The sequence below is a fragment of the Allobosea sp. P4_C6 genome, from assembly GCF_056402015.1.
This window is the reverse complement of sequence record NZ_JBFUIF010000051.1, coordinates 1-23,384: the sequence shown is the minus strand read 5'-3', so window position 1 is coordinate 23,384 and position 23,384 is coordinate 1. Positions and strand designations below refer to the sequence as shown.

Genomic DNA, 23,384 nt, shown 5'->3' with positions numbered 1-23,384 from the left:
GCCGGCTGCTGCGGGCCCGTCGGCAGATCAGCCACCGAGGCCCGCTTCTTCCACTTCGCGACGGTCTTCTGGTTGATGCCGTAGCGCTTTGCCAGAGCCCTCAGGCTCGCTTGACTATGCTGTATCGCTCGACGGATCGCCTCCGTCGTTGTGGCGCTCCCGTGCAGAACCTGGCCCATAGTGCCTCCTTCCATCCGATGGAAAAGATCGCACCATCAAAACCTGGGATCAAACACCTAGTCTGTCTCAATAGTGGATCGCGCCGCGGATGCCGCCGCCGCAGGCGATGGCATCGCCATTGATCGCGACGCTGCGCGGCGAGGCGAGGAAGGCGACGATATCGGCGACCTCGCCCGCGTCGACCAGCCGGCCGATGGTGACATTCGCCGCCATGCCGGCTTCGACCTCCGCCGCGCTCTTGCCGCTTGACGCTGCCCTCGCGGCAATGACCGAAGCCGTGCGCTCGGTGCGCGTCGTGCCGGGATGGACGACGGTGACGTTGATGCCCTGCGGACCGAGCTCGTCGGCGAGGTTCTTGGTCAGCGCGGAGACGGCGACATTGCGGATCGAGCCGATGGTCGAGCCGGTCGAGCGCGCGGCAAGCCCGCTGATGCTGATGATCCGGCCCCAGCCATTCGCCGCCATGTGCGGCGCGGCCTCCCGCGCCATGCGCAGATAGCCCATCACCTTGACGTTCACATCGTCCCAGAACACGGCGTCTGTGATCTCGGCGAGCTTCGGCGGCGGCGCCTGCCCGCCGGGCTTTGCGGCGGCGTTGACGAGGATGTCCAGCCCGCCGAGCGCGGCGACGGTGTGGGCGACCAGTGCCTTCACCGACTCGTCGTACTGGGTATCGACGATGTGGCCGATCACCTTGCGCCCGCTCTCGGCCGCGAGCGCCGAGGCGGCTTCGGCGAGTTCGTCCTGATTGCGCGCGGCGATGACGACATCGACGCCCTCCAGCGCCAGTTGCCGGGCGATGGCGCGGCCGATGCCCTTGCTGCCGCCGGTCACCAGCGCGCGTTTGCCTGTCAGTTGTAGATCCATAGCATTTTCTCCGGTTCTCGTTCGCTCGGAAACACTGCGTCATCCCGGACAAGCGGCGAAGCCGCGCCGATCCGGGATCCATCGTCGAGCGCCGAGCCCTACGATGGATCCCGGGTCAAGCCCGGGATGACGATGCGGTTCGTTCAAGAGCCTTCATGCGGGAAGGACCGGCCAGGCGATCGCGCCGCGCATCGCCTCCCAGGCGCGGGCCATCCTGAGCACACCGAGATCGTCGAAGCGCTTGCCGGTGATCTGCAGGCCGATCGGCAGGCCAACAGACGTCAGCCCGGCATGGACGGAGATCGCCGGCTGGTCCGACATATTCGCCGCGACCGTGAAGCAGATATGCTCGAAGGGCCGCGTGGGATCGTCGATCGGCGAAGCCCATTCCGCCGGGAAGCTCGGCACGGGCGAAACCGGCGAGAGGATGAAGTCGTAAGGCGCAATCGCCTTCAGCGCCGCATCGCGCATCGCGATCATCTGGCTCATGCCGCGATAAACCCTGTCGCCCGGCAAGGCCTTGCCGCCCTCCGCCCAGGCGAAGATGTAGGGCAGCACCTTCGCCTGCTTCTCGGGCGAGAGCGCGCCGATATCGACCCAGGCGCGCTGACGCCAGAAATCGTCGAGCCCGTCCAGCATCTCGCGGGTCAGGTAGGGCGAAACCGGCTCGACGATCGCGCCGGCATCGGCAAAGGCCCTCGCGGCCGCCTCGATCGCGGCCTTGGTCTCCGGCTCGACGGCGAGCCCGATCCCCGCATCGAGCTGCAGGCCAATGCGCAGGCCCTTCAGGTCGATATCGACAGCCAGCCAGTCAAGTTCCTGCGGCGGCAAGCTCATGCCGTCGCGGGCGTCGGGCTTCGACAATTCGCGCATCATCAGCGCGGCGTCCGCGACCGTGCGCGTCATCGGCCCGGCGACGCGGCCGTAATAGGTCGGGTCGATCGGCACCCGCCCGAAGCTCGGCTTCAAGCCGACAAGCCCGCACCAGCCGGCCGGCAAGCGGATCGAGCCGCCGATATCGGTGCCGACATGCAGCGGCCCGTAGCCCGCCGCGCCCGCCGAGCCCGCGCCGGCCGAGGAGCCGCCGGGGTTCTTGGTGATGTCCCAGGGATTGCGCGCCGGCTTGTGGAAGCTGGAAAGCCCGGAGGAGAGCATGCCGTAATCCGGCATCGTCGTCTTGGCGAGGATCACGCAGCCCGCCTCGCGCAGCCGCGCTGCCGGGGGGGCGTCAGTGGCGGCAGGAGCGAGATCGTTTGCAGCGGTGCCCAGCGGCACGGCCACGCCCTTCGTCCTGATGTTTTCCTTGATCGTGCAGGGCACGCCATCGAGCGGCAGCGCCTCGCCCTTCAGCCAGCGCGCCTCGGAGGCCTTGGCCTGCGCGTGCGCGCTCTCGGGGTCATAGGCGTAGAGCGCGTCGATCTTCGGCTCCCAGACCGCGATGCGGGCGATCACCGCTTCCGTGACCTCGACCGGCGACAGCCTGCGCGCCTCATAGGCGGCGAGAAGCTCGGCGGCGTTCAGATCGGCAAGCTCGGTCATCCCATATCCTCATTTCCTCCAGCCCTCATCCTGAGGAGCAAGCCGACGGCTTGCGTCTCGAAGGATGCTCCAGGAGGCTCCTGAACCATCTGGATCATCCTTCGAGACGCCGCTGCGCGGCTCCTCAGGATGAGGGCTGAGCGCTGCATCTGTTCTCACCGGGCACGGCGCAGGCGCGGATCGACCGCGTCGCGCAGGCCGTCGCCGAGCAGGTTGAATCCCAGCACGGTCAGCGCGATCGCGGCACCCGGAAAGATCGCAAGCCAGGGCTGCGTCGCCATGAAGGTCTGGGCCTCGTTGAGCATCCGCCCCCAGGACGGGTTCGGCGGCTGCGTGCCGAGCCCGAGATAGGACAGCCCCGCCTCGGCCAGCACGGCGAGCGCGAACTGGATCGTCGCCTGCACCACCAGGATGCCGGCGATATTGGGCAGGACATGGCGCAGCGTGATCTGCCGGTTGTTCAGGCCGGCCGCCCGCGCCGCCTGGATGAAGTCCTGCGCCCAGATCTGCAGCGCCGCGCCGCGTGCAAGCCGCGCGAAATAGGGCAGGTTCAGCACGGCGATGGCGACGACGGCGTTGAGCATGCCGGGCCCGGTGATCGCGGTCATCATGATCGCCGTCAGCACGGCCGGGAAGGCATGGGTGAAATCGGCGGTGCGCATGATGAGATGGTCGAGGATGCCGTCGCGCCGGACGGAGGCCGCGAGCCCCAGCGCGGTGCCCAGCAGCATTCCGATGCCGACCGCGCCCAGGCCCACCGCCAGCGAATTGCGCGCGCCGACCATGATCATCGAGAAGACGTCGCGGCCGAACTGGTCGGTGCCGAACCAGTTCGTTGCGGAAGGCCCCTTGAGCCGGTTGAGGATCGCCATCTGCGTCGGCTGATAGGGCGTCCAGACGTAGGATGTCAGCGCGGCGGCGATGACGAGCGCCGCGATGACCGCGCCGATGACGAATGACGGCGCCAGCCACCAATGCCGGCGGCCGGCGGGCGCCTTGTCCTCGAGCGCGCTCATGCCTGCCTCAATCGCGGATCGATCAGCCCGTAAAGCAGTTCGACCGCGAAGTTGATCAGGATCGCCGCGCCCGCGAAGAGCATGACGAGATCCTTGACCACGATGAGGTCGTGCTGGGCGATGGCCTGGAAGACGAGCCGCCCCAGCCCCGGCAGGGCGAAGACGTTCTCGATGATGATGGCGCCGGCGATCAGCACCGAGAACTGCAGGCCGAGGATGGTGACGACCGGGATCAGCGCATTGCGCAGCGCGTGCCGGCGCATCGTGGTGCCCTCGCTCAGGCCCTTGGCGCGGGCGGTGCGGACGAAATCCTCCTGCAGCGTGTCGAGCATCGAGGAGCGCGTCACTCGTGCAATGATCGCTGCCTGCGGCAGGGCCAGCGCCAGCGCCGGCATCAGCAGCGATTTCAGCGCCGTGCCGAAGCCCGCCTGCCAGCCAGGAAAGCCGCCGGCCGGCAACCAGCCGAGCCCGACAGCGAAGACCAGCACGAGCAAAAGCCCGAACCAGAAATTCGGAATGGCGAGCCCTGCTTGGGCGAAGGCCATCACTCCCGCATCCGCCAGCCGGCCATGGCGCGAGGCGGCGAGCATGCCGAGCGGGATGCCGATCGCCGTCGCCAGCGCAATCGCCATCAGGGAGAGCGGCAGCGTCACCGCCATCCGCTCGGCGATGAGCTGCAGCACCGGTACGCGGTAGGTGTAGCTTAGCCCGAGATCTCCGGTAACGAGCCCGCCGAGCCAGAGGACGAAGCGCAGCACGGCCGGCTTGTCGAGGCCCATTTCGGTGCGCAGCGCGGCGAGCGCTTCCGGCGCGGCGTTCAGGCCCAGCGTCACCGCCGCCGGATCGCCCGGCAGCACTTCCAGCACGATAAAGATGACGAGCGCCGCCGCGAGCAGGGTCAGCAGCAGCGCCAGCAGGCGGCGCAGGATGTAGGCGATCACGAGCCGCACCTCTCCGCGAGGTCATCCCGGACAAGCGGCACAGCCGCGCCGATCCGGGATCCATGCCAGAGCGTTCCCGATAAAAATTCAGGCATGGATCCCGGGTCTCCCTCCGGTCGCCCGGGACGACCCGGTCGGACCCATGGTGATCCGATCACCGCCAGCGCAGCTCCGCCAGCGGCGTCACCGGCAATGGCCAGTCGGTCCACATGCCCTCCAGGGCGGCGTTGGCGACCGTGATCTTCGGCAGGATGAAGAGGAAGCCGTTGACCGCGTCGCGCGCCAGCTTCTCCTGCGCCTGCTTGTAGAGGGCGTTGCGCTCGGCCTCGGGCAGGGTCACCGCGATCTTGGCGATCAGCTCCTTGAAGGCGGGGTCCTTGTACTGGAAGTAGTAGCCGTCGCGCGCATAGATATCGATGTCGAGCGGCTCTGTATGGGCGATGATACTGAGGTCGTAGTCCTTGTTGCGGAAGACGCGCTCCAGCCATTGCGGGAATTCGAGCGGCTCGATCGCGGCGTTGATGCCGATCTGCGCCAGCAGCGCCGCGACGATCTCGCCCGAGCGGCGGGCATAGGAAGGCGGCGGCAGCTTCAGCGTGCAGTTGAAGCCGTTCGGGAAGCCGGCCTCGGCCAGCAGCGCCTTGGCCTTCACCGGGTCGTAGGGATAGGTGTTGGTCAGATCGATATAAGCCGGATGCAGCGGCGAGAAATGGCTGCCGATCAGATCGACGTCGAAACCGTAGACGCCGAGCGCGATGGTCTTGCGGTCGAGCGCGTGCGCAATGGCCTGCCGGACCTTGAGGTTGTCGAAGGGCGGCTTGGCATTGTTGGTGGCGAGAACCGTCTCGCCCTCGGTGCGGCCGATCGTGACCTTGAGCCTGGCATCGGCCTTGAGCTGCGGCACGGCCTCGGGCGCCGAGAGGTTGGTATGGGCGTCGACATCGCCGGCCCTGAGAGCCGCGACCTGTGCCTGCGGGTCCGACATGAAGCGGAAGGTCGCCTTGGCCAGCGCCGGCTTCTCGCCCCAATAGCCATCGAAGCGGGCGAGCTCGAGCCGGTCGCCGCGATTCCAGCGCACGAACTTGAACGGGCCGGTGCCGACAGGGCTGGTCTTGTTGTTGGCGGCGCTCGCCGGCGCGACGATCACCGCATCGCCCCAGCTCAGGCCGTAGAGGAAGTTCGCCGTCGGCTGCTTGAGCTTGATCACCACAGTCGCCGGGTCCGGCGTCGCGATCTCGGCGATCGGCGCGAAGAGCTGGCGCTGGGCATTGGTCGAATCGGGCGCGACGGCCCGCTCGAAGGAGAATTTCACCTGCTCGGCGGTGAAGGGCGTGTCGTCATGGAATCTCGCGCCCTGCCGCAGCTTGAAGCTGTAGGTGACGTTGTCGTCGGCGATGGTCCAGCTCTCGGCTAGGCAAGGCTGCAGCTTGCCGGTCCGGTCCATCTTGACCAGCCCCTCGAAGATGTTCTGCAGCGTGACTTCGCGGATCGCCTGCGCGGCGCCGGAGGTCGGATCGAGCGTCGGCGGCTCCAGCGTCTGGGCGATGGTGACGCTGTCCTTCGCCTGCGCCAGCGCGACGACGGGAAGCTGCGCCGCCAGCGCCGCCAGTCCTGCCCCTGCCAGGAGTTCACGCCGCGTCGTCATCGTCATCGCTCCGGTCCGTTTGCGGCAGCGAAGATGGCGCGGGACGAGCGGCGAGCGCAAGCCTGCTTCGGCGCAATCCGCGTCGCGCGAAAAGCCCGAGCCTGGCGCACTAGTATACCAGGCGATTGACCCCTGTCGCAGCCGGCTCTAGAGATCACGCGACCGATGGAGATGCCCCATGCTGTTGCACGATGATCGCCTCTTCCCCGCCGATCCGGTGACGCGCGGCATCGCGCGACGGCTCTTCGCCACCATCCGCGACCTGCCGATCATTTCCCCGCACGGCCATACCGATCCGCGCTGGTACGCCGAGGACAACGCCTTTCCCGATCCGGCGACGCTCTTCGTCAAGCCGGACCACTACATCTTCCGCATGCTCTATTCGCAGGGCATCCGGCTGGAAGAGCTCGGCATCGCCCGCAAGGATGGCGGAGAGGTCGAGAGCGATCCGCGCAAGATCTGGCGCCTGTTCGCCGACAACTGGCATCTCTTCAGGGGCACGCCGACCCGGCTCTGGTTCGAGCACGCCGCCTCGACGGTCTTCGGCGTCAACGAGCGCCTGACGCCGGAAAACGCGGACAGGATCTACGACAAGATCGCCGCCAAGCTGGAAGAGCCCGAGCTGCGCCCCCGCGCCCTGTTCGAGCGCTTCAAGATCGAGGCGATCAGCACGACCGAAGGCGCGCTCGACGATCTCAAATGGCACGACATGATCCGCTCGTCCGGCTGGGGCGGCAAGGTCGTGACAGCCTATCGGCCCGACAGCGTCGTCGATCCGGAATTCGAGGGCTTCGCCGACAATCTCGATAAATTCGGCGAGCTGACCGGCGAGGATATCGGCAGCTGGACCGGCTACCTTGCCGCCCACCGCAAGCGGCGCGCCTATTTCAAGGAGCGCGGCGCCACCTCCTCCGACCACGGCCATGCCACGGCGCGCACCGCCAACCTCTCGGACGCCGATGCCGAGAAGCTCTACGCCAAGATCCTCAAGGGCAAGGTCTCGGCCAAGGATGCCGACCTCTTCCGCGGCCAGATGCTGACCGAGATGGCGAAGATGAGCCTCGACGACGGGCTCGTGCTCCAGATCCATCCGGGCTCCCATCGCAACCACAACGCTGCGCTGTTCGAACATTTCGGCCGCGACATGGGCTGCGACATCCCCACCGCCACCAACTATGTCGAAGCGCTGAAGCCGCTGCTCGACGCCGTCGGCAACGAGCCTAACCTGACCGTGATAGCCTTCACCCTCGACGAAACCGCCTATTCGCGCGAGCTCGCACCGCTCGCCGGGCATTATCCGGCGCTGCGGCTCGGACCGGGCTGGTGGTTCCTCGATGCGCCCGAAGCCATGCTGCGCTTCCGCGAACTGACGACCGAGACGGCCGGCTTCTACAACACCGTCGGCTTCAACGACGACACCCGCGCCTATCTCTCGATCCCGGCGCGCCACGATGTCGCCCGCCGGGTCGACTGCGCCTATCTCGCCAAGCTCGTCGCCGAGCACCGGCTGGAAGAGGACGAGGCGGCCGAGGTCGCCTACGACCTCGCCTATCGCCTCGCCAAGGAGGCCTACAAGCTGTGACCCGCCTTTCCGCTTCGACCCTCGCCGGCCTGCCGGCCCCCATCCGCCGCCCGGCCTATGACCGTTCGGGCCTCAAGCCCGGCATCGTCCATCTCGGGCTCGGCGCCTTCGCCCGCGCCCATCTCGCGGAGTACACCGAAGATGCTCTGGAGAGGCGCTTCGGCGCCTGGGGCATCGTCGGCGCCAGCCTGCAGCGCCCGGACCAGCGCGACCGCCTGCAGCCGCAGGACGGGCTCTACACCCTGCTGAAGCGTGCTCCGGCGGGGCCCGAACTGCGCATCATCGGCTCGGTGCTCGACGTACTCGTCGCTCCCGAGAGCCCGTCCGCCCTCGTCGCCAGGTTGGCTGCGCCCGAGACACGCATCGTTTCGCTCACCGTCACCGAGAAGGGCTATTGCCACGATCCGGCGACCGGCCGCCTCAAGGCGGATCATCCCGACATCGTCCACGACCTCGCCAACCGCCAAGCGCCGCGCTCGGCGGTCGGCATCCTCGTCGCCGGCCTGAAGGCGCGTCGCGATGCCGGGCTCGGCCCGTTTACCGCGCTATGCTGCGACAACCTGCCCTCCAACGGCCATGTCCTGCGCGGCCTCGTGCGCGATTTCGCGGCGCTGACCGACGACAAGCTCGCGGCCTGGATCGAGGCCAACGGCGCCTTCCCGGCGACGATGGTCGACCGCATCGTGCCGGCCACGACCGATGCCGACATCGCCGAGGTCGCCAAGCTGATCGGCGCCGAGGATGCGGCGCCCGTCATCGGCGAGCCCTTCCGGCAATGGGCGATCGAGGATGTCTTCGCCGCCGGCCGCCCGGACTGGCACGAAGTCGGCGCCCAGATGGTCTCGGAGGTCGCACCCTTCGAGTTCATGAAGCTGCGCATGCTGAACGGCGCGCATTCCTCGCTCGCCTATCTCGGCTATCTCGCCGGCCATGAGACGGTCGCCGAGGCCAGCGGCGATCCCGTCCTCGCGCGCTTCCTCGGAGGGCTGTGGGCCGAGATCATGCCGACCGTGCCGGCCCCGCAGGGCGTCGTGCTCGCTGACTACGCCAAGGCGCTGCTCGCCCGCTTCCAGAACCCCGCGATCCGCCACCGCACCTGGCAGATCGCCATGGACGGCTCGCAGAAGCTGCCGCAGCGCCTGCTCGGCACCATCCGCGAGCGGCTGAAGGCCGACGCGCCGATCGACCATCTCGCGCTCGGCGTCGCCGCCTGGATGCGCTACGTCACCGGCACCGATGAGAAGGGCGGCGCGATCGACGTTCGCGATCCGCTGGCGGCGGAGTTCAAGCGCAGGGCCGAGGCAGCCGGGCGTGATGCCAAGGCGCTGGTCGAGGCGCTCACCGGCATCGAGGCGATCTTCGGCAGCGACCTGCCGAACGACCTTCGGTTTACAAAACCGATTGTCGCCCATCTCTCCTCGCTCTTCGACAAGGGCGCGAAGGCGACTGCGGCGAGCCTGGGCTGATAGAGCTCCGACATTCTCGGGCGAAGCAAAGCTTCGACCCGAGAATCTCATGACGCGAAGGCTCTTGGAGCCGCATCCGGCAGGAGATGCTCGGGTCAAGCCCGAGCATGACGGCGGGACTTCCCTTCTCTCCCTGCGGGAGAAGGTGGCAGCGCGCAGCGCTGACGGATGAGGGGTCGCGCGACCTTTCAATTCCGGAAGCGCCAGTTTGATCGAAAATCATCGAGGGCAGCGCGACCCCTCACCCCGGCCCTCTCCCGCAAGGGGAGAGGGGTGCGTCGCGGTTCTGCCCCTTGATCCTCAACACCATCCGGCGCCAGATGCGCGGCGATGCTTCGCGCGCTGACCGCCCTCGCCCTCTCGACCCTGCTGGCCGCGACCGCCACGGCGCAGGCTCCACCGCGCGTCGCCGTGCCCAATCTCTGGGACCCGCGCATCCGGCTCGACCGGCCGGAGCCCGGCCCGCCGCGTGTCGTCCGCTTCCTGACCGACGACGACTATCCGCCGTTCCATTTCGCCGGGCCGGACGGAGCACTGACCGGCTTCTCGGTCGAGCTCGCCCGCGCCATCTGCGAAAAGCTCGCCTGGACCTGCACGATCCAGCCGCGCCGCTTCGACACCTTGCCGGACTCGCTCACTGAGGGCCGCGGCGACGTACTGGCTTCGGCGATGAACCTGACGCCGGCGCTGCGGGAGCGCTTCGCCGCGAGCCATCTCTATTTCCGCGCCCCGGCCCGCTTCGCCACCACGCGCGGCAATGCCCGTTCCACGCTGGACACCGCCGCCCTGCAGGGCCGCCGTGTCGCGGTGGTCGCCGGCACGGCGCATCAGGCCTTCCTCGAAAGGCTGATGCCCTTCGTGCAACGCCGGGAGAGCGCCAATCTCGGCGCCGCCATCGCCGCACTGCGCAGCGGCGAGGCGGAGTACGTCTTCGCCGACGGCGTCGCGCTGTCGCTGACGCTCGCCGGCAGCGGGGGCGAATTCGCCTTCTCCGGCGGCCCTTATCTGGAAAGCCGCTATTTCGGCGAAGGCGTCGCCTTCCTCATGCGCAGGGACGATCCCGGCCTGAAGCGCGCGATCGACTACGCGCTGCAGGGCCTGTGGGACGACGGGACCTACGCCCGGCTCTATCTGCGCTTCTTCCCGGTCAGTCCCTACTGACTACCCGACTGCGGTACGGAATCTCGCAGTCATTCCGGGGCATTGCGCAGCAATGAGCCCGGAACCCAGAACCGATACGATCCATCGGAAAGTGAAACCGAACGGCTGCGCCCTTGCTATCAGCGCCATCGGGTCTGGATTCCGGGCGCGGGCCGTTGGCCCGCCCCGGAATGACAGGGAGTATTCTCTCAGGGCGCGTTGCTGGCCAGCGCCTGCTTCGCCACCGCCGCTAGCCAGCCGGAGGTCGCCGGCAGAATCGCATCGTTGAAGTCGTAGCGGTCGTTGTGCAGCTCGCCGCCGTTCACGGCCGGGCCGTTGCCGATCCAGACATAGGCGCCGGGCCTGTCGTCCTGGAGGAAATAGCAGAAATCCTCGGAGGTCGTGCTGGCGGAGATGTCGCGACGCACATCCAGCCCCGCGGCCTTCGCCGCATTCGCCGCCATGTCCTCCTCGTCCGGCGTGTTGATCGTCGCGAGCCCGCCGAGCGAGAAATCGACATCGGCTGTCATCTCGAAAGTGGCGGCGATGTTGTTGGCGATATCGCGGATGCGCTGCACGACGCGCTCGCGCACCGGCACCGTGAAGACGCGATAGGTGCCCTCGATCCAGACATGGGTCGGGATCTGGTTCGAGGCGAGCCCACCGTGGATCTGCCCGATCGTGACGACCGCGTTCTCCATCGGGCTGACATTGCGCGAGACGATGGTCTGCAGCGCCACGATCAGGTGCCCCATCGCGGTGATCGGATCATGGGTCAGCTCCGGCTTGGCGGCGTGACCCGCCGTACCCGACAGCGTGATCTTGAATTTCCCCGGCTCGGCCATGACCGGGCCGCGATGCACGGCGACGGTGCCGGCCTCCAGCCCCGGCCAGTTGTGAAGGCCGAAGACGCGCTCCATCGGGAAGCGCTCGAACAGCTTGTCGGCGATCATCGCCTTCGCCCCGCCATAGCCTTCCTCGGCCGGCTGGAACAGGAACTGGACCGTGCCGCTCCAGCTCTCGTCGCTGTTGAGCAGCGCCGCCGCGCCGAGCAGCGAGACGGTGTGGCCGTCATGGCCGCAGGCATGCATGACGTTGGTCTTGCCGGATTTATACGGAAGGTCGTTGACCTCCTGTATAGGTAGCGCGTCCATGTCGGCGCGCAGGCCGACGGAGCGTTCCGAGGAACCGCGCTGGAGCGTGGCGACCACGCCGTGACCGCCGACATTGGCGGTGAAGGGAATGCCCAGCTCCTTCAACTTCTCCTGCACGAAGGCGCTGGTCTCAGCCTCCTGCAACGACAATTCGGGGTTGGCGTGGAGATGTCGTCGCCAAGCGGTCAGCTTGTCGAGCAGGTCGCGGTCCAAAGCGGCATCCTTTCAAGGCATGGTCAGATACGAAAGCATCCAGACTATCCCGCGCAACGGGCACGGCAACCGCGGAAAAGAGAATGCCGTCATTCCGGACAAGCGGTTTGCACGCCGTCATTCTCGGGCGAAGCGAAGCTGAGACCCGAGAATCTCTGTCCGAACTAAGCTCCGGCGACGCGCCTCTTCCGGGCCGAGATGCTCGGGTCGAGCCCGAGCATGACGAGCCTGGCAACACGCGCACATTGACGGCGGCCTTCGCAATCTGCGAAAGCCCGTGGCTCGCCGATAAGCGATACCGTTTATGCTTTTGGCGAGGTCGTACCTAACGAACCCGCTTTTTAGACACATCGCGGAGAGGATACCCGCCCAAATGCCCGCCTTCGACGCAGCCCTTGTTGACGCCGCCCAGCGTTCGGCCGCCTGGCCGTTCGAGGAGGCCCGCAAGCTCGTGGCCCGCATCGAGAAATCCGGCAAGAAATCGGTGATCTTCGAAACCGGATACGGCCCCTCGGGCCTGCCGCATATCGGCACCTTCGGCGAGGTCGCCCGCACCTCGATGGTCCGGCATGCCTTCAGGGTGCTGACCGGCAACACCATCCCGACCCGGCTGATCGCCTTCTCGGACGATCTGGACGGCCTGCGCAAGGTGCCGGACAATGTGCCGAACAAGGAGCTGCTCGCTGCCAATCTCGGCAAGCCGCTGACCGAGGTGCCGGACCCGTTCGGCACGCATGACTCGTTCGGCCGCCACAACAATGCGCGCCTGCGTGCCTTCCTGGACGGCTTCGGCTTCGACTACGAGTTCAAGTCCTCGACCGACTCGTACCGCGCCGGCGAGTTCAACGCGACGCTGCTGAAAATGCTCGCCCGCTACGATGCGGTGATGAAGATCATGCTGCCGACTTTGCGCGAGGAGCGGGCGGCGACCTATTCGCCCTTCCTGCCGATCCATCCGAAGACCCGCATCGTCATGCAGGTGCCGATCGACGAGGTCGATGTCGAGACCGGCACCATCGCCTGGACCGATCCAGAAACGCGCGAGCGCTTCGTCACCCCGGTCACCGGCGGCCATGTGAAGCTCCAGTGGAAGCCGGACTGGGCGATGCGCTGGGTCGCGCTGGGCGTCGACTACGAGATGGCCGGCAAGGATCTGATCGACTCGGTCAAGGTCTCCTCGCAGATCGCGCGTGCGCTCGATGCCACGCCGCCGGAAGGCTTCAACTACGAGCTCTTCCTCGACGATCTCGGCCAGAAGATTTCGAAGTCGAAGGGCAACGGCCTGACGATCGAGGACTGGCTGACCTACGGTCCGCCGGAGAGCCTGGCGCTCTACATGTTCCAGCGCCCGCGCGAGGCGAAGAAGCTGCATTTCGACGTCATCCCGCGCGCGATCGACGAATATCTCCAGTTCCTCAACGGCTATGAGAAGCAGGACTGGAAGAACCGGCTCGGCAACCCGGTCTGGCATATCCATGCCGGCGATCCTCCGGAGCCGGAGGTCATCGCCTCGGGCGAGGGCGACAACGCGGTGCGCACGCAGATCAGCTTCAGCCTGCTGATGAACCTCGTCGCCGTCGCGAATTCGGAGGACAAGGCCGTGCTCTGGGGCTTCCTCCAGCGCTACGCCCCCTCGATCTCGCCTGAAACCCATCCGCGCCTCGATGCGCTCGTCGGCTACGCGATCGCCTATTTCCGCGATTTCGTGAAGCCGGCGAAGAGCTATCGTCCGGCCGACGAGGTCGAGCGCGATGCGTTCACGAAGCTCGACGCGGCCATCGCGGCCCTGCCGGCGGACGCCACGCCGGAGATGGTGCAGGACGCCGCGCTCGACGTGGCCCGCGCCATCCCTCGCTACCAGAACCTCGCCGCCAAGAACGCGACGCCGGAGCGTCCGGGCGTCTCGGGCGACTGGTGGAAGGCGATCTATCAGGTGCTGTTCGGCGAGGAGCAGGGCCCGCGCTTCGGCTCCTTCGCGGCGATCTACGGCCTGCCCAACAGCCGCACCCTGATCGCCAAGGCGCTGGCGGGCGATCTGGTCAAGGAGCACGCCGCCTTCCTCGCCGCGCGCAAGGGCTAGCGAGGGACGGCCGGGACCGAGTCCGTCGAACGAACGATCGTCACCCGCCTGCGCCGCCTGACTGGCGTCGCAGGCGCCGACCAGCACATGCAGCAGGACTCCGGCGCCCTGACGGCCCGCACGAAAGCATATGCCGGAGTGGACTGAACTTTAGAATGTTTCTAAATAAGGTCATCGACTCATTCTGGCTGGTGACGCCATGCCCGCGCTGTTTTCCTTCTTTCGACCTGCCCGGCGCCGATTCGATGACCTGAGCCAGAAGGAAGTCCTGTCCCTCGCCATTCTCGCCGAGGAGGAAGATGGGCGCATCTATGCCGCCTACGCAGCGAACCTGCGCGAAGAGTATCCGGCGTCGGCCAAGGTCTTCGAGGACATGGCCGCCGAAGAGAATGAGCATCGGCGCAGCCTGTTGGACCTTTACATGCGTCGGTTCGGCCAGGCCGTCGTCCCGATCCGCCGCGAGCACGTCGAAGGCTTCTATGAGAGGCGGCCGCTTTGGCTGGTGAAAACGCTCCCGCTGGAGCGGGTGCGCGCAGAAGCCGCCGATATGGAGCGGCAGGCCGAGAACTTCTATCAGCTGGCGGCATCTCACTGCCCGGATGCCGAGATGCGCAAGCTGCTGGGCGACCTGGCCGCGGCAGAGGCCAATCACGAGAAAATGGCGCTGGAGCTGACGGACGCGCTCGTGCACAGCCGCGCGGGAGAAGCCGAAGGCGAGCATGCCAAGCGCCAATTCCTTCTGACCTGGGTCCAGCCCGGTCTTGCCGGATTGATGGATGGATCCGTTTCGACGCTGGCGCCCATTTTCGCCACGGCGTTCGCGACCCAGAACCCTTGGACGACCTTCCTCATCGGACTGTCGGCCTCCGTCGGCGCCGGCATCTCGATGGGCTTCACGGAAGCCGCGCATGACGATGGCAAATTGTCTGGAAGGGGGGCGCCGTGGAAGCGCGGACTGGCTTCCGGCGTCATGACCACACTCGGCGGGCTTGGACACGCCCTGCCCTATCTCATTCCTGATTTCTGGACCGCCACCTCGATCGCGCTCTGCGTCGTCTTCGTGGAGCTTTGGGCCATCGTCTGGATCCAGCATCGCTTTATGGAGACGCCTGTCGGGCGGGCCGTTTTTCAGGTCGTTCTCGGCGGCCTGCTCGTGCTGGCCGCGGGCATCTTCATCGGCGGAGCCTAGACGTGGCAGCCTCCGAATTGACAAGGGACATCAAGCAAGCGCCGGCTTTTGCGGCCTAGGACGCACTCTGTCCCATTCCGAATGGTCGACTCTCCATCACCATGGCGAGGTCGCCCGGACCGCTTCGGTCCGGACATTTGGTGACGAGAACGCGATATTGGCGTAGATTGGCAGCCTGGCTCTCTTCAGGAGAAGGGACGATGGCTCCAATCAAAACGCCCCGATGCCCAACCGGCCCGATGCAGCCTGAACTGCGCCTGCGATGGGAAGTGCAGTTCGCGGCGACCCATTTCCAGCGTGTGTTCAACCAGAGCCTGTATCCGTTCGTCGGACATGTCGTGCAGGTGTTCGAGCCCCCGGCCTCGCCAGGCATCCTGTTTCAGTTCCGCGACGGCATGCGCGAGGAATTCGCGAAGCTGCTCGATAAGCGGGCTTTCCCGCCCAAGACTCTCAATGAAGCGATCCGGGCGGTCGTTCCGGGCGCCAAGCCCGTCATCCCCGACAATCCGGGGATCGATCACCGCGATGCCTGGTGGCGTCAGGCCGCGGCCGGGGCCGCGATCGGCTCGAGCTTCCGCGAAGAGGGAACCGGTACGAGTCTTCACATCGCGTTCAACAAGACCCTCTGCGACGTGCATGTCGACAGGAACGGCTTCGTGGTCAACCACGACGGCCACACCCATTGGGATCTGAATGGCCTGCTCCGCCACCTGACCATCGATCTTGCCGGCGACAAGGCGCCTTGGCTGCTTCACACCGGCGTAGTGCTCGATCGTCACAAACGGCCTATCGTCCAGGCGACCATTGGGCCCTGGTTTGCCGTCGATCTGCCATCGAAGGACGGCAACGACCGGACCGCGGTCAAGGTTGGCATCCAGATCACCGGCAGCTTCGGCCGATAGGGGCAGATCCGTCAGCTCGTTTCGACGCTTCCGGCACCTTCACCGGAAATGAAAGCCCTTATCAGCGGTAATCCCAGAGCCGGGCGCCATATTGCATTTTGAGTCGTCTTTATGCATATCTTTCGGCATGAGGTTTCGAGCACGATCTTTTTCGGAGACAGGCAGCGCGACCGGACAGGCCTGTCTCATCGCGGACCTGCCGGGCCGGTTCGGCGCCGATCTGCAGAAACTGCCCTACGTCTTGCGCATCATCGCCGAGAACGTCATGCGCGAGCCCAAGGCGCAGGAGGAGCGCGACCAGGCGCTCTCCGATCTGCAAACCTGGCTCGTGCGCGGGACGTCCGAGGCGGAGATCGCCTTTCAGCCCGGCCGCGTGCTGATGCACGACACGACCTGCACGCCGGCTCTTGTCGACGTCGCAGCCATGCGCGATGCCATCGCCGCAGCGGGGCGCGCCCCTGAGCGCCTCAGCCCGGTTCTGCCGGTGGACGTATCGGTCGATCACTCGCTTGGTGTCGATCTTTCGGCTTCGCCTGATGCCATGCGGGTCAATCTGGAGCGCGAGTATCACCGGAACGGCGAGCGCTATCGCTTTTTGAAATGGGCGACGCAGGCGCTCAGCGGCGTCCGGGTCCATCCGCCGGGCACCGGCATCATGCACACGATCAACCTTGAGCAGCTCGCGACCGTCGTGACCACGCGGCGGATCGACGGCCGTGTCTGGGCGATGCCCGACACGCTGATCGGCACCGACAGCCACACCCCCATGATCAACGGCATCGGCGTTCTCGGATGGGGCGTCGGCGGGCTCGAGGCCGAGAGCGTCATGTTCGGCATGCCGGTGATGATGCGGATTCCCGACGTCATCGGCGTGCGTCTGACGAACCGGCTGCGCGAGGGCGTGAGCGCGACCGATCTCGCGCTGACGGTGACGCAGCGCCTGCGGGCTCGCAACGTCACCGGCGCCTTCGTCGAGTTCTTCGGCCCGGGCGTCTCCGGCCTGTCGGCAGGCGAACGAGCCGTGGTCGCGAACATGACGCCCGAGTTCGGTGCCTCGACCGGCTATTTCCCCATCGACAACGCGACGCTGGATTACCTGGCGCAAACGGGGCGTTCGCGGCAACAGATCGCGCTTGTCGAGGCCTATGCGAAGGAGCAGCAGCTCTGGTTCGATCCGCAGGCACGGCCCCGCTACACCGACATCGTCGAGATCGATCTCGCCGCGATCGCCATCAGCCTTGCCGGGCCGCGCCGACCGCAGGATCTGCTCACGCCAGCGGCGGTGTTGCCGGCCCTCGCCGCCATGCCGCAGCCGAAGACGCCTTCCGCCTCATTGCCGCGTTTTCCCATCGCAATCGCCGCGATCACGAGCTGCACCAATACCTCCGATCCCCGCCTCGTCGTGGCGGCCGGCCTCGTCGCGCGCAAGGCGCGTCGGCTCGGCCTCAGGCCACCGGCCTGGGTGAAGACCTCCCTGGCGCCGGGATCGCCTGCGGCCGAACGCTATCTCAGCCGTGCGGGGCTGCTCGAAGATCTCGAGGCCCTCGGCTTCGGCATCGTCGGCTATGGCTGCACCACCTGCATCGGCAATTCGGGGCCTCTGCTGCCGGTGATGGATGCCGCCGTCCGCGCCGACGAGGTTCTTCCCGTCGCCGTCCTGTCGGGCAACCGCAATTTCCCCGGTCGCGTCCATAGCCAGGTCGAGGCCGGTTTCCTGGCCTCGCCGGCGCTGGTTATCGCCTATGCGCTTGCCGGCGATGCGGATCGCGACATTTTGCGGGGATCTTTGACTTCGACGGCAGACGGCAGACCGGTGACGCTTGCCGAGCTGTGGCCCACAGGCGCCGAGATCGACGCCGCGCTGGCGCTCGCACTCGATCCGGCGGACTTCAGCAACGCTTTTGCCGAGGCAACCGCGAGCCGGCACTGGTCGGATCTCGACGCGCCATCCTCAGGGCTCTTCCCATGGAATCCGGCTTCGACCGCACTGCGGCCGCCGCCCTTTGCCAAGGCGATACAACCCAGCAGGCTCGGCTATCACCGCGCTCATCCGCTGCTGGTGCTCGGCGACGACATCACCACGGATCACATCTCCCCGGCCGGCCAAACCCCTGCGGCGAGCGAGGCCGGACGATGGCTAATCGAGCGAGGCGAGGATCCCAGGGATCTGAACGTCTACGCTTCGCGCCGCGGCAACTGGGAGGTGATGCTGCGCGGCCTTTTCACCAACCGCACCTTGGTGAACCGGCTCGCCGCCGACCTGCCGGCAGGCTCGACCCTGCATGTGCCGACCGGTGAGACCCTGCCGCTATGGCGTGCTGCCGAGCGTTACCGTGCATCGGGAGATGCGATGGTCGTCATAGCCGGGGAACGCTACGGCACGGGTTCATCGCGAGACTGGGCGGCCAAAGGGCTTGGGCTCCTCGGCGTAAATGCCGTCATCGCCCAGAGCTTCGAGCGCATCCACCGCTCCAACCTGATCGGCATGGGGATTCTGCCTCTCCAGCTCGCGCCCGGGACGGGGTCCGGCTCATTGGCGCTCGTCCCCGGCGACACCATCGAGATCGAGGCCACGCCGGATGCGATCGCCCCGCGCGGCGCTGTCGCGGCCCGCATCCACCGCGCCGGCGGCTCGGTCGAGCTATTGCCGGTGCGGGCCGCCGTCGAAACCGCGCTCGAATGCGACACGCTGCGTGCCGGCGGCATCATTTCCCTGATCCTCGGGCGCCTGCTGGCTGCGTCCGGTCCGCCTTTCACCGCAACCGGTGAAACACCACCCGCAGCCCTGCGGGAAGCCTGAACAGCGCAAAAGCGCGATCACCTGTCATCCCTGGGAGGATTATCATGACGACCCGCAGAGTTTTCCTGGCCGCCGGCATAGCAGCGCTGTCCATCGCATCCGGCTTCGCGCTGGCCCAAACGCCGATCCAGGAGCTGAAGATCATGGCACCGGCCGGCCCGGGTGGCGGATGGGACGGCGCGGCCCGCTCGATCCAGCAGGTGCTGACCGAGACCAAGGCCGTCCGCAGCGTCCAGGTCAACAACGTGACGGGCGCCGGCGGTACGATCGGGCTGGCGCAATTCATCAACAACGCCAAGGGCGACCCGAGCCAGCTGATGGTCAACGGCATCACCATGGTCGGCGCCATCCTGACCAACAAATCGCCCGTCAACCTGGAGCAGGTGACCCCGCTTGCGCGCCTCACAGGCGATCCGCTCGTGATCGTCGTCCCGGCCGACTCGCCCTACAAGACGGTCAAGGACTTCGTCGCTGCCATCAAGGCCGATGTGGCACGCGTAACCTGGGCCGGCGGATCGGCTGGAGGTGCCGACCACATCCTAGCGGCGCTCGTCACCAAGGTGGCAGGGGCCGATGCCGGAAAGGTCAACTACGTCGCCTTTTCCGGAGGCGGCGAGGCGCTGGCGGCGATGCTCGGCGGGCGCGTGACGGCAGGCGTCTCCGGCTATGGCGAGTTCGAAGGCCAGATCAAGGCCGGCAAACTTCGCGCTCTCGCAATCTCCTCGGGCAAACGCCTCGAAGGCGCCGACGTGCCGACGCTCAAGGAGCTCGGCTACGATGTCGAGGTCGTGAACTGGCGCGCTGTCATGGCCGGTCCCGGAATCACGCCGGACCAGAAGGCGCAGCTGACCAGGCTGTTCGACGGCCTGGTCGCGAGCAGCGAGTGGAAGGCGCTTCTGAAGGCGCGCGGCTGGGACGACTACTATCTCGCCGGGGAGCCCTTCGCGGCTTTCCTGAAGGAAGAACAGATCCGCGTCGGCGATATCCTCAGGACCATCGGCCTCGTCAAATAGGGCCGCTTGTCGCGCGGCCGCACCGGCCATAAACCACACCCGTGCGCGGCAATGCCGACGAGGGGCAGGTGATGGCTGGCAGCGGAAGAAGAGACCTCGCGACACCTGTTGCCGCACGCATTCTCGCAGACATTCGAGACGGCGGGCTGGCGATGGGGACGCATCTCCGCTCGCAGGACATTGCGACACGCCTCGGCGTGTCGCGGTTCCCCGTCGGCCAAGCTCTCCAGATCCTGGCCGACAAGGGCGTGCTGCGTCACGAACGCAACCGCGGCTATTTCGTCGAGCAGGCGTCGCCGGCTTCGAGCGATGCGCTTGGGCTTTCCGTGCCGGATGGGATCACACAGGCGTATTTCCGCATCGCAGACGACCATCTTCGCGGCCGCCTGCCGGAACAGGTCAGCGAAGCCGATCTCAGACAAGGGTACGATCTGACGCGAGCCGAACTCAACGCGGTGCTGGCCCGCATCGGCAAGGAGGGTTGGGCCGAGCGGCGGGCGGGCTATGGCTGGACCTTCGCTCCGGTTCTGAACACGCCGGAAAGCCTGGAGCAGACCTACCGCCTGCGCCTCGCCCTCGAACCGGCGGCGCTCCTCGAACCGGGGTATCACCTGGCGTCGGAGAGCATAGCCGCATGCCGCGCCGCCGAGGAACGGCTGCTCGCAGGCGCGATCGAAACAGACAGCGCCGACGCCCTCCACGAACGCGGCGTGCGCTTCCACGAAACCATCGTGGCAGGTTCGGGCAATCCGTTTTTCCTGGATACGATCCGCCGCATCAACCGTATCCGGCGGCTGCTCTCCTATCGCTCCATGCTCGACCGGAAGCGCTACCGCCAACAATGCGAGGAGCATCTCGCGATCCTCGACAGTCTGGCGGAAGGGCGGCAATCGGAGGCAGCCGAGCGCCTGCGACGACATCTGTCCCATACCATCGACAACCTGAGCGGCATCCGATCGCTCCTCAGCCGCTGATCGGGAACGTCTCAGGCGTTCGGCAGGTGCCAGCCTATAGTCTTGCTCGCGACTCCCACTTCGATACGGAAAAAGGTGTTCCTGCAATCGGGTCTCGCATACAGAGCCGATTGCGCCCAGGCGCCGGCCCAGGCGGTTCGGGTTGCCGCGATCTGTCGCCGGAGCGACTGAATGGAGAGATCGATAAAGATGAATGTCTCCAACGATATGAATGCGGTCGAGCGCGCCATCACGACCCGCCGCGCCATCCGCGCCTTCCTGCCCGATCCGGTCGATCAAGCTTTAGTCCGCCGTCTGATCGAGTTGGCGGCGCAGGCGCCCTCCGGCACCAACATGCAGCCCTGGAAGCTCAGGGTGATCGGTCCTCAGTCGCGGGCGCGGCTCGAAGCCGCGCTGCGCGCCGCCCTGGAGGCCGGGGAACGACCCGGCGTCGAGGAATACCGCTATTATCCCGAGCGCTTCCGCGAGCCCTATCTCTCACGCCGCCGAAAGGTCGGCTGGGATCTCTACGACCTGCTCGGCGTGGCGAAGGGTGATGTCGAGGGCATGAAGCGGCAAACGGCGGCCAATCTGCGCTTCTTCGATGCGCCGGTCGCGCTGATGCTGACGATCGACCGCGATCTGGAGATCGGCTCCTGGCTGGATCTCGGCATGTTCATCCAGAACCTGCTGATCGCGGCCCAGGGCCATGGGCTCGATTCCTGCCCGCAGGCGATCTTCGCGCAGTTCCACCCGATCGTCAGGCGCGAGCTCGCGATTCCCGACGACGAGGTCGTGGTCTGCGGCATCGCCATCGGCAAGGCCGATCCGGACGCGCCGGCCAATCGCCTCGTGCCCGAGCGCGAGCCGGTCGAGGCCTTCACCAGCTGGCTGGATTGAGGGCTCCGCTGGAGCGTGCTTATTTCGCACGGAACCTCGGCGTCATTCCGGGGCACGGCGCAGCCATGAGCCCGGAACCCATGAACACCGTCATATCCAGACGAGAGCGATTGCCATCATCACAATTTCCTCCTCGGACCGTGTTCATGGGTTCCGGGCTCTTCGCTGACGCGAAGCCCCGGCATGACGCCTAAATTCCATGTCAACGCTGCACATCTAGGCCCCGGGCTTTTCGCCGGCCGGCTGCGTCGCCGCCTTCCTGAATAGCTTCAGCAGCGGCGCGACCAGCCAATGCATCGCGACGATGACGATCCCGCCGACGACCAGCCCAAAGACGGCCGCGAGCACCGCACCCGCCAGCCATTCGCCGGCAGCGGCCACGGCAGCCGGCAAGGCACGGCCGGCCGCGACGGCGAGATCATGGACGCCGTGGCCGAGGCCCGAGAAGCCATAGCCTTCCAGCCCGTGGATGATGATGCCGCCGCCGACCCAGAGCATCGCGGCCGTACCGATAGCGCCGAGCCCGGTGAGGAAATGGGGCATGCCGACGACGAGGCCGCGCCCGAGCGGCCGCGTCAGCCAGCTCAGCGCGCGATCGAGCCCGCCGGCCTCGCCCGGCTCCAGCCGCCTCAGGCCCAGCAGGCTCGTCGCGGGGCGGGGATTGGCGGCGAGCGCGACACCGAGATCGTCCGCCTTCACGATCAGCGCGACCACGCCATAGACGACAACGGTGATGCCGATGCCGACGATGGCGAGCACCGCTGCCTTCATCCAGAAGGACTGATCCGCAACGCCGGCCAGCGTGATCGCCATGATCTCGGCCGAGAGGATGAAATCGGTCTTGATCGCGCCCGCGATCTTCTGCTGTTCGAGTGCCGCAGAATCGCCCTCCGCAGTCTCGCCCTCGCCATGCGCTCCGTGCGGCAGCACCAGCTCCAGCACCTTCTCGGCGCCCTCGAAGCAAAGATAGGCGCCGCCGGCCATCAGCAGCGGGGTGATCGCCCAGGGCGCGATCAGGGCGAGGATCAGCGCGCCCGGCAGCAGGAAGAGAAGCTTGTTGCGTAGCGAGCCCAGCGCAATTCGCCAGATGATCGGCAGTTCGCGTGCGGCCGCGAAGCCGACGGCATAGCGTGGCGTCACCGCGGCATCGTCGATGACGACGCCGGCCGCCTTGGCGCCGGCCTTGCCGGCCTGCGCCACGACATCGTCGACCGAACTCGCCGCGATCTTGGCGATGCCGGCGACGTCGTCGAGCAGCGCGAACAGACCCGAAGCCAAAACGCCCTCCCTTGTTTGACAGCGACCCAGTCGATCGCGCCATTCCGGGATAGAGCCGCGCGTCATCCCGGACAAGCTGCGAAGCAGCGCGGATCCGGGATCCATCGAAGGTGCGCCCGCTCTGCGATGGATCCCGGCGCTCCGCTTCGCTGCGGCCGGGATGGTGGCGCGGTTAACCCGCCGCCTTCAGGCTCGCAAACCCCTTGCCCTCGGCCGCGAGACGCTTCAGCAGCGGCGCCGGCTCCAGCGCCTTGTCGCCGGTCTCGGCGGCCTGCGCCTCCAGACGCTTCGCGATGACGCCGAGCCCGACGCTGTCGGCCCAGAACATCGGGCCGCCGCGCCAGGCCGGCCAGTTATAGCCGTTGATCCAGACGATATCGATGTCGCCCGGCCGCGCCGCGATGCCCTCTTCCAGGATGCGCGCGCCTTCATTCACCATCGGGTCGAGCAGCCGGGCCAGAATCTCGGCCTGCGTGAAGGCGCGCCGCGTCACACCCTGCTCGGCCGAGATGCCGAGATGCGGGCG

The 23,384-nt window shown here is 66.9% G+C and carries 19 protein-coding genes; 10 read left to right on the top strand and 9 right to left on the bottom strand.

All coding sequences use genetic code 11. The features are described from left to right. The 6 genes from AC1DVA_RS23230 to AC1DVA_RS23205 all read right to left on the bottom strand — a co-directional run. On the bottom strand, positions 1 to 179 hold a 179-nt coding region (locus AC1DVA_RS23230), incomplete at its 3' end, for a helix-turn-helix domain-containing protein (protein WP_476807424.1). Positions 180 to 246: 67 nt separating this feature from the next. Beyond that, complete coding sequence (locus AC1DVA_RS23225) at positions 247 to 1,047, bottom strand: SDR family NAD(P)-dependent oxidoreductase (protein ID WP_265051429.1); 801 nt, start codon at positions 1,045 to 1,047, stop codon at positions 247 to 249. A 153-nt stretch (positions 1,048 to 1,200) separates the two neighbouring features. After that, a complete protein-coding gene (locus tag AC1DVA_RS23220; RefSeq protein ID WP_476807423.1) occupies positions 1,201 to 2,586 on the bottom strand; it encodes an amidase in 1,386 nt (461 codons plus the stop codon). Between the two features lie 155 nt (positions 2,587 to 2,741). After that, entirely contained in the window at positions 2,742 to 3,602 is an 861-nt protein-coding gene (locus AC1DVA_RS23215) for an ABC transporter permease (protein ID WP_476807422.1), read from the bottom strand. Next, the gene (locus AC1DVA_RS23210) at positions 3,599 to 4,543 is read right to left on the bottom strand and encodes an ABC transporter permease (RefSeq protein ID WP_476807421.1); all 945 of its coding nucleotides are present in this window, start codon (positions 4,541 to 4,543) and stop codon (positions 3,599 to 3,601) included. The genes AC1DVA_RS23215 and AC1DVA_RS23210 overlap by 4 nt, the downstream gene beginning before the upstream one ends. Before the next feature lie 154 nt (positions 4,544 to 4,697). Further along, positions 4,698 to 6,188, bottom strand: coding sequence for an ABC transporter substrate-binding protein (locus tag AC1DVA_RS23205; RefSeq protein WP_476807420.1), 1,491 nt, complete (start codon positions 6,186 to 6,188; stop codon positions 4,698 to 4,700). Between the two features lie 178 nt (positions 6,189 to 6,366). Between AC1DVA_RS23205 and uxaC the strand changes: the two genes are divergently transcribed. The 3 genes from uxaC (at position 6,367) to AC1DVA_RS23190 (ending at position 10,397) form a co-directional block, all read left to right on the top strand. Beyond that, on the top strand, positions 6,367 to 7,770 hold the full coding sequence (uxaC, locus tag AC1DVA_RS23200) for a glucuronate isomerase (RefSeq protein ID WP_265051424.1): 1,404 nt from the start codon (positions 6,367 to 6,369) through the stop codon (positions 7,768 to 7,770). Next, positions 7,767 to 9,236, top strand: a complete 1,470-nt coding sequence (locus tag AC1DVA_RS23195) for a mannitol dehydrogenase family protein (RefSeq protein ID WP_476807419.1) — start codon at positions 7,767 to 7,769, stop codon at positions 9,234 to 9,236. Before uxaC ends, AC1DVA_RS23195 begins: the two co-directional genes overlap by 4 nt. Before the next feature lie 330 nt (positions 9,237 to 9,566). Next, on the top strand, positions 9,567 to 10,397 hold the full coding sequence (locus tag AC1DVA_RS23190) for a transporter substrate-binding domain-containing protein (RefSeq protein WP_476807418.1): 831 nt from the start codon (positions 9,567 to 9,569) through the stop codon (positions 10,395 to 10,397). A 188-nt stretch (positions 10,398 to 10,585) separates the two neighbouring features. Here AC1DVA_RS23190 and AC1DVA_RS23185 read toward each other — a convergent pair whose 3' ends face one another. Further along, complete coding sequence (locus AC1DVA_RS23185) at positions 10,586 to 11,743, bottom strand: amidohydrolase (RefSeq protein ID WP_476807417.1); 1,158 nt, start codon at positions 11,741 to 11,743, stop codon at positions 10,586 to 10,588. Positions 11,744 to 12,116: 373 nt separating this feature from the next. Between AC1DVA_RS23185 and AC1DVA_RS23180 the strand changes: the two genes are divergently transcribed. The 7 genes from AC1DVA_RS23180 (at position 12,117) to AC1DVA_RS23150 (ending at position 21,580) form a co-directional block, all read left to right on the top strand. Beyond that, positions 12,117 to 13,823: a lysine--tRNA ligase gene (locus AC1DVA_RS23180; protein WP_476807416.1), complete on the top strand. Its 1,707-nt coding sequence runs from the start codon at positions 12,117 to 12,119 to the stop codon at positions 13,821 to 13,823. Positions 13,824 to 14,022: 199 nt separating this feature from the next. Beyond that, on the top strand, positions 14,023 to 15,012 hold the full coding sequence (mbfA, locus tag AC1DVA_RS23175) for an iron exporter MbfA (protein ID WP_476807415.1): 990 nt from the start codon (positions 14,023 to 14,025) through the stop codon (positions 15,010 to 15,012). Between the two features lie 167 nt (positions 15,013 to 15,179). Further along, positions 15,180 to 15,914: a hypothetical protein gene (locus tag AC1DVA_RS23170; RefSeq protein ID WP_476807414.1), complete on the top strand. Its 735-nt coding sequence runs from the start codon at positions 15,180 to 15,182 to the stop codon at positions 15,912 to 15,914. A 127-nt stretch (positions 15,915 to 16,041) separates the two neighbouring features. Then, positions 16,042 to 18,714, top strand: a complete 2,673-nt coding sequence (gene acnA / locus AC1DVA_RS23165) for an aconitate hydratase AcnA (RefSeq protein ID WP_476807413.1) — start codon at positions 16,042 to 16,044, stop codon at positions 18,712 to 18,714. A 44-nt stretch (positions 18,715 to 18,758) separates the two neighbouring features. After that, positions 18,759 to 19,727, top strand: a complete 969-nt coding sequence (locus AC1DVA_RS23160) for a Bug family tripartite tricarboxylate transporter substrate binding protein (RefSeq protein ID WP_476807412.1) — start codon at positions 18,759 to 18,761, stop codon at positions 19,725 to 19,727. A 71-nt stretch (positions 19,728 to 19,798) separates the two neighbouring features. Continuing rightward, positions 19,799 to 20,701, top strand: a complete 903-nt coding sequence (locus AC1DVA_RS23155; RefSeq protein ID WP_476807411.1) for a GntR family transcriptional regulator — start codon at positions 19,799 to 19,801, stop codon at positions 20,699 to 20,701. Between the two features lie 189 nt (positions 20,702 to 20,890). Further along, positions 20,891 to 21,580, top strand: coding sequence for a nitroreductase (locus tag AC1DVA_RS23150; RefSeq protein ID WP_476807410.1), 690 nt, complete (start codon positions 20,891 to 20,893; stop codon positions 21,578 to 21,580). Between the two features lie 216 nt (positions 21,581 to 21,796). On the opposite strand, the gene AC1DVA_RS23145 is transcribed toward AC1DVA_RS23150, so the two are convergent. Both AC1DVA_RS23145 and AC1DVA_RS23140 read right to left on the bottom strand, forming a co-directional pair. Then, complete coding sequence (locus tag AC1DVA_RS23145) at positions 21,797 to 22,858, bottom strand: DUF808 domain-containing protein (RefSeq protein WP_476807409.1); 1,062 nt, start codon at positions 22,856 to 22,858, stop codon at positions 21,797 to 21,799. A gap of 172 nt (positions 22,859 to 23,030) precedes the next feature. After that, a partial coding sequence (locus tag AC1DVA_RS23140; RefSeq protein WP_476807408.1) for a 3-hydroxyacyl-CoA dehydrogenase family protein occupies positions 23,031 to 23,384 on the bottom strand: 354 nt, incomplete at its 5' end.